Source organism: Flavobacterium sp., assembly GCF_027483985.1.
Classification (GTDB): Bacteria; Bacteroidota; Bacteroidia; order Flavobacteriales; family Flavobacteriaceae; genus Flavobacterium.
This window is the reverse complement of record NZ_JAIXTJ010000016.1, coordinates 1-4,319: the sequence shown is the minus strand read 5'-3', so window position 1 is coordinate 4,319 and position 4,319 is coordinate 1. Positions and strand designations below refer to the sequence as shown.

Genomic DNA, 4,319 nt, shown 5'->3' with positions numbered 1-4,319 from the left:
TTCGGAAAATTAATGAAACAAATCAGTCCAGCAAGCAAAGGTTGGGATGGAACTTACAACGGAAACCTAATGCCTTCAACGGATTACTGGTTCACTGTTGAATATCCAGAAGCTGGTGTGATCAAACAATTTAAAGCTCATTTCTCATTAAAAAGATAAAATAAGAACTTTATAAAAACAAAAAAACTCCTCAAATTGAGGAGTTTTTTTTTATCATCAGATTTTTACTATTCTAAAATAAAACTTACAGACACATTTGCTGTAACTTCAATCTCACCAACGGCAAGCGTTTCTCTTGGTTCATCAGCAGCAACTGCGGCCATTCTTTCTGCTTTATACATAACAGGCGCGTAAAAAGATTGCGTATTATCTGTAATTAAAATCGCTTTCCCTATTTTTTGATTTAAAACCATTACATAATCTTCAGCTTTGTGTTTGGCATCTTTAATCGCCAATTTTCTTGCTTCTGATTTGTATTCTTCCATTTTAGACGATTTGAATTCAACATCACTAATATTGTTAATACCTGTATCAACTAATCCCATCATTAAAGCGTCGTATTTGGTAATGTCTTTTAAAGTTATGCTAATTGATTGCGATGCTTGGTAGTTATATTTCTTTTTTTCATAATCGTAATTCCTATTTAAACTTACGCTGGTAGTTTGAAAATCGGACGTTGGAATTCCGAATTTTTTGACAAACTTTACGACTTTATCAACCGTTTCATCATTCAGCTTTTTTACTTCGGTTGCATCTTTACCTGTATTGTCAACACCAAAATTGATGACGATATGATCTGGTTTTACCATCACTTTTCCTTCTCCAGTAACTGAAACTTGAGGTATTTGCTTTTGTTCTTGTGCTTGTGTCATCGTTGCAATAAATGTCATTAAAATTAAAACTGATTTTTTCATATATGTAAGATTTGATTTGTTAGCGGTCATATGTGGTATCGCCTTTTTATTTATTGGTGTTTGCTTGCGCAAAATTGTTGTTAATGGCGATTTCATATCTATAAATTTTGATTTGTTAGCAGTGATCTATGTTGGCATCCTAAATTATTGAGGTGAAACTCACAATTACTAGTTACGATTTCATACTACTGCATTTTCTATAAATTAAATATCCAAAAGCCGTGCCAATTATAACTTACCGCGTTTCGCCATTACATAGAGAATCACAATTGGAACTGCTAACACAATAACCATAAACGTATTATCTAAAAACAACGAAGGCTTTTTCATCAAAGTAAATACATAGCCACCAACAGCGCCACCAAAATGGGCAGTGTGTCCGATGTTATCATTTTGAGCTTTCATTCCGTAAATGGAGTAAAGAAGGTAGATAATTCCGAACAGATAGCCTGGGATAAATCCGTAAATTTGTATTCTTGGTTCTAATAAAATTGCCGAGTAAATAATTCCCATCACGGCTCCAGAAGCACCAACAGCGCTGTAACTGTAATTGTTGTTATGAAAAACCATAGTGAGCAGACTTCCAAAAATAAGACTTGCAAAATAAATTAATAAGAATGAAAAATTATTGAGTATTCCGTATACATAAGGTGCAAAAAAATACAAAGACAACATGTTGAAGGCTAAATGCTGTATATCAACGTGTAGAAATCCTGACGAAATCATTCGGAGTTGCTCACCAGAGCGAATGCTACCTACGTGAAATTGGTACTTTCTAAAAAATAATGAATCCTCAAATCCTTTGAAACTTATAATGACATTTGCGGCTATCAATCCGATTAAAAATAAATTGAATTCCATAAAAACTATTTTTTTTCAAAAGTAAGAATTGTTCTTTAGGATTTGTTAAACCAAGTAATTAAATTAACATAAACCGTATATTTGCATAAAAATTAAAGAATGCAATTATTAATTTATATCCTACTCTATCCCATACTTTGGCTTATTTCCATTTTGCCTTTTCCAATATTATATCTTTTCTCTGATTTAGTTTATGTTTTAGTCTATTATGTAATTGGTTATCGAAAGAAAACTGTTCGAGACAACTTGGCCAAAGCATTGCCACATCTATCAGCACAAGAGCGCCTCATTATTGAAAAAAAATCTTACCACCATTTATGTGATATGTTTCTTGAAATGGTAAAAACAATGTCGATATCAGAAAAAGAAATTAATAAGCGTTTTCAGTATACCAATCTAGAAGTTTATTTGGACCTTGAGAAAAAAGGAAAAAGTATTGCTTTGATGTGCGCTCATTATGCCAGCTATGAATGGGTACTTTCGATGAATAACCATATTAATTTTAAAGGATATGCCATCTATAAGAAAATAGCCAATCCATACTTTGATAAATTAGTTAAAGACATAAGAGCCAAATTTAAAGCCTACTTAATCACTACTAAAGAAACCAAAGTTACTATTGAAGAAAATGCTAAAAACGGTGTTTTAGGCGTCTTTGGTTTTGCCAGTGATCAAACACCAAGAAGATCGGACAATTTATATTGGAATAGCTTTTTGGGACTTGAAACTCCGATTCATGTTGGAGCAGAAATGTTATCTAAACGATATGATATGAATGTCATATTTCTGAAAGTAACTAAAATCAAAAGAGGTTATTACCAAGCTTCATTTGAAGTATTAACTGAAGATATAAATTCGATTCCTGATTATCAATTATCCGAACAATTTATGCGTAAAGTGGAGCAACAAATCTACGAAGCACCGGAATATTACTTGTGGACTCATAAGCGTTGGAAACATAAGAGGTAGTTTTTAGTGGTCAGTGTTCAGTGTTCAGTTTTCAGTGGTCAGTTTTCAGTGGTCAGTATAAAAAAAGTCTAAAATTAAAATTTTAGACTTTTTTTTTTCAACTATTTTCTAGTTGTACATTTTCTTTCTTAATTCTTTTATTTTATCGTCTTCTAGATATTCGTCGAATGTCATGTATCTATCGATTACTCCGTTTGGTGTGATTTCTAGCACTCTGTTAGCTACTGTTTGTGCGAACTCGTGGTCATGCGTTGTAAATAATACCGAACCTTTAAAGTTTTTAAGTGAATTGTTGAATGCTGTAATCGATTCTAAATCTAAGTGATTTGTTGGCTCGTCTAGCATTAGAACGTTAGCACGAATCATCATCATTCTAGATAACATACAACGCACTTTTTCACCTCCAGAAAGTACAGTACATTTTTTCAAAGCTTCTTCACCAGAGAAAATCATTTTTCCTAAGAATCCACGAACGTAGACTTCATCACGCTCTTCTTCGGTTTTCACAAATTGACGCAACCAATCTACAAGGTTCAAACTTCCGTCGGTAAAGAATTCGCTGTTATCATTTGGTAAATACGATTGAGTCGTTGTAATTCCCCAATCAAACGTTCCTTCATCAGCGACTTGATTCCCGTTTAAGATTTCATAAAACGCTGTTGTAGCACGTGAATCTTTTGAAAACACTACTACTTTATCACCTTTAGCCATGTTCAAATCTACATTTTTGAACAACACTTCGCCATCCACTGATGCAGCAAGGTTTTGAACATGTAAGATTTGATCTCCAGCTTCTCTTTCAACATCAAAAATAATCGCAGGATATCTTCTACTTGATGGTTTGATTTCATCAAGATTTAATTTGTCAATCATCTTCTTACGAGAAGTTGCTTGCTTTGATTTCGCCACATTCGCACTAAAACGACGAATGAATTCTTCTAGCTCGGCTTTCTTCTCTTCGGCTTTCTTATTTTGTTGTGCTTTTTGTTTCGCCGCTAACTGACTTGATTCATACCAAAACGTATAATTTCCGGAATAATGATTAATTTTTGAGAAATCGATATCTGAAATGTGTGTACAAACCGAATCTAAAAAGTGTCTATCGTGCGAAACAACAATTACGGTATTTTCATAATTCGCAAGGAAATTTTCCAACCAAGTTATGGTTTCAAAATCCAAGTCGTTAGTTGGCTCATCCATTACCAAAACGTCAGGATTTCCGAAAAGCGCTTGTGCTAATAACACACGAACTTTAAGTTTTCCTTCCAAATCGGCCATTAAAGTATAATGCAAATCCGAACCAATACCTAAGTTAGACAGCATTGAACCCGCATCCGATTCGGCGTTCCAACCGTTCATTTCTTCAAATTGCACTTGCAGCTCACCTATTCTATCGGCATTTTTATCATCATAATCGGCATATAAAGCATCCATTTCAGATTTTACTGCATACAGCACTTTGTTACCCATCATTACTGTTTCTAAAACCGTATGTTCATCAAACATGTTGTGATTTTGATTCAAAACCGACATACGTTTTCCTGGTTCTAGAATTACACGACCAGAAGTAGGATC

At 33.8% G+C, this 4,319-nt stretch carries 5 protein-coding genes; 2 read left to right on the top strand and 3 right to left on the bottom strand.

Annotated features, from left to right (window positions below; translation table 11 throughout):
- Nucleotides 1-12: 12 nt before the first annotated feature.
- Nucleotides 13-159 (top strand): T9SS type B sorting domain-containing protein, encoded by a 147-nt coding sequence (locus Q0050_RS02825; RefSeq protein ID WP_298392481.1) that lies wholly within the window; start codon nt 13-15, stop codon nt 157-159.
- A gap of 68 nt (nt 160-227) precedes the next feature.
- Here the strand turns inward: Q0050_RS02825 and Q0050_RS02820 are convergent, their stop codons facing one another.
- Both Q0050_RS02820 and Q0050_RS02815 read right to left on the bottom strand, forming a co-directional pair.
- Nucleotides 228-1,010 carry an SIMPL domain-containing protein gene (locus Q0050_RS02820; RefSeq protein ID WP_367277147.1) on the bottom strand — a complete coding sequence of 261 codons (783 nt, stop codon included), beginning with the start codon at nt 1,008-1,010 and terminating at the stop codon, nt 228-230.
- Nucleotides 1,011-1,142: 132 nt separating this feature from the next.
- Entirely contained in the window at nt 1,143-1,775 is a 633-nt protein-coding gene (locus tag Q0050_RS02815; protein ID WP_298392477.1) for a rhomboid family intramembrane serine protease, read from the bottom strand.
- A 99-nt stretch (nt 1,776-1,874) separates the two neighbouring features.
- Between Q0050_RS02815 and Q0050_RS02810 the strand changes: the two genes are divergently transcribed.
- A complete protein-coding gene (locus tag Q0050_RS02810) occupies nt 1,875-2,744 on the top strand; it encodes a lipid A biosynthesis acyltransferase (protein ID WP_298392475.1) in 870 nt (289 codons plus the stop codon).
- A gap of 108 nt (nt 2,745-2,852) precedes the next feature.
- Here Q0050_RS02810 and Q0050_RS02805 read toward each other — a convergent pair.
- On the bottom strand, nt 2,853-4,319 hold a 1,467-nt coding region (locus Q0050_RS02805), incomplete at its 5' end, for an ABC-F family ATP-binding cassette domain-containing protein (RefSeq protein WP_298392473.1).

What these genes read in the sequence shown, in the direction of transcription:
- Q0050_RS02825 (WP_298392481.1), top strand. Translation starts at nt 13, where the DNA reads ATGAAACAAATCAGTCCAGCAAGCAAAGGTTGGGATGGAACTTACAAC.
- Q0050_RS02815 (WP_298392477.1), bottom strand. Translation starts at nt 1,775, where the DNA reads ATGGAATTCAATTTATTTTTAATCGGATTGATAGCCGCAAATGTCATT.
- Q0050_RS02820 (WP_367277147.1), bottom strand. Translation starts at nt 1,010, where the DNA reads ATGAAATCGCCATTAACAACAATTTTGCGCAAGCAAACACCAATAAAT.
- Q0050_RS02810 (WP_298392475.1), top strand. Translation starts at nt 1,875, where the DNA reads ATGCAATTATTAATTTATATCCTACTCTATCCCATACTTTGGCTTATT.